The following is a 1,275-nucleotide window of genomic DNA, read 5'->3' on the forward strand; positions in this document are numbered from 1 at the left end:
CCAGCAAGCTTCGCAGCAAACCCGTCGAGCTTGCTGGGGCTGTGGCGTTCGGGATAGGCGGGCAGTACGGTGCCGGCCCGTATGTAGCGTCTGACCGTGTTTCTGGACACGCCCAGCCGTTTGGCAATCTCGCGCAACGACACATGATCGCGAAAGTGCCAGCGTCGGATGATGCTCAATATAGCCACGTCGATCACTCCGTTCCCCCGCCCGTTGCCGAGCAGGTCAGTGTTCTACGTGGGTCAATATTCGATGCAAATTACTACGCAGGGTGGGTCAGGATTCCGTGCAAATCAACATACTGGTGGCCGACTCAGGACGAAAACCAGAAAGATGCTCGATATCTTGATGACGAGTATAAGAACCTCTATGTTGAAGACTATCGAGTGATCTTGGTATCCATCCCTGGCCTGGTGGGTAGCGAGCAGTATGAGTTTGAGATCCGCACAAATAACGACTACCAAATCCAGAAAACCGATCTTCGCGGAATCAAGGGGACGCATCGATTCAGTCACTACTATGAAGAGTGGCATGCAGAAAAATGACCTTGGGGTTGCTGACGCTGGCACCGAGACGTTGCGGCCACATCTACTAATGGAGAGCGAGATCGTGGGTCTTGATCCGAGCATCCTGGCTGGCTTCGGCATATCCGAGCGCGACGTTCAGTCGTTCACTGAAACGAATGCAGGACTCGCTGGAATCGACATCTCACGATTGAGCAGATTCTTGCTCGTACAATTAACCAGCGCGTGGAAGCATCGGACCATCAACACGTTTGCGATCACCGATCTCATCCAACAACTTGAAGGGCGCGGTCCAAATCGCAGCAGCACCGCGAAACCACGCCCTTTCAAGCACGAACCTCTGCGTGGGCTATGGAAGGTCCATTTCTTCGATCCGCGCTTTCTTATGCGCAACATCTTCAACCAATGGGGCCTGTCTGGCCCGGAGAGTGACAAGTTCGCGAAGTTATGTGTGGACGGCGACAATCATGTTGGCCGGTGTAGCGGCGAAGGTTTTGGCCGGTGATGAGGAGTCGAAGGCGGCGTAGCCGCCGAAGACGACGCATCACCGGCGGCGCCGAGTCGGCCGGGCTCTACGATGGCTGATCGAATAAAAAAGCGATCAGCTACATGTCTGGAACCCGCATTACCGACCAACAGGTTCGCCTCTACATGTCCAAACGCAAACATCACTCGCAGGAGATCGCCGCAGCGAAGGCTGGCATCAGCGTACGCAGCGCCCGGCGCATAGAAGGAGACGCAACAATGCCTT

At 55.2% G+C, this 1,275-nt stretch carries 2 protein-coding genes; one reads left to right on the forward strand and one right to left on the reverse strand.

From position 1 onward, the window contains the following. Window positions 1-197: helix-turn-helix domain-containing protein (locus tag HHL24_RS43320; protein WP_329606834.1), on the reverse strand; the 197-nt coding region annotated here is incomplete at its 3' end. A 334-nt stretch (window positions 198-531) separates the two neighbouring features. Here HHL24_RS43320 and HHL24_RS43325 point away from each other — a divergent pair. Next, window positions 532-1,029, forward strand: a complete 498-nt coding sequence (locus tag HHL24_RS43325) for a hypothetical protein (protein ID WP_206003285.1) — start codon at window positions 532-534, stop codon at window positions 1,027-1,029. The last annotated feature ends 246 nt before the right edge of the window (window positions 1,030-1,275 follow it).

This window comes from Paraburkholderia polaris (assembly GCF_012927345.1).
GTDB lineage: Bacteria > Pseudomonadota > Gammaproteobacteria > Burkholderiales > Burkholderiaceae > Paraburkholderia > Paraburkholderia polaris.

Excerpts from the sequence above, each read along its gene's own strand:
- HHL24_RS43325 (WP_206003285.1), top strand. The coding sequence starts at position 532 with ATGCAGAAAAATGACCTTGGGGTTGCTGACGCTGGCACCGAGACGTTG.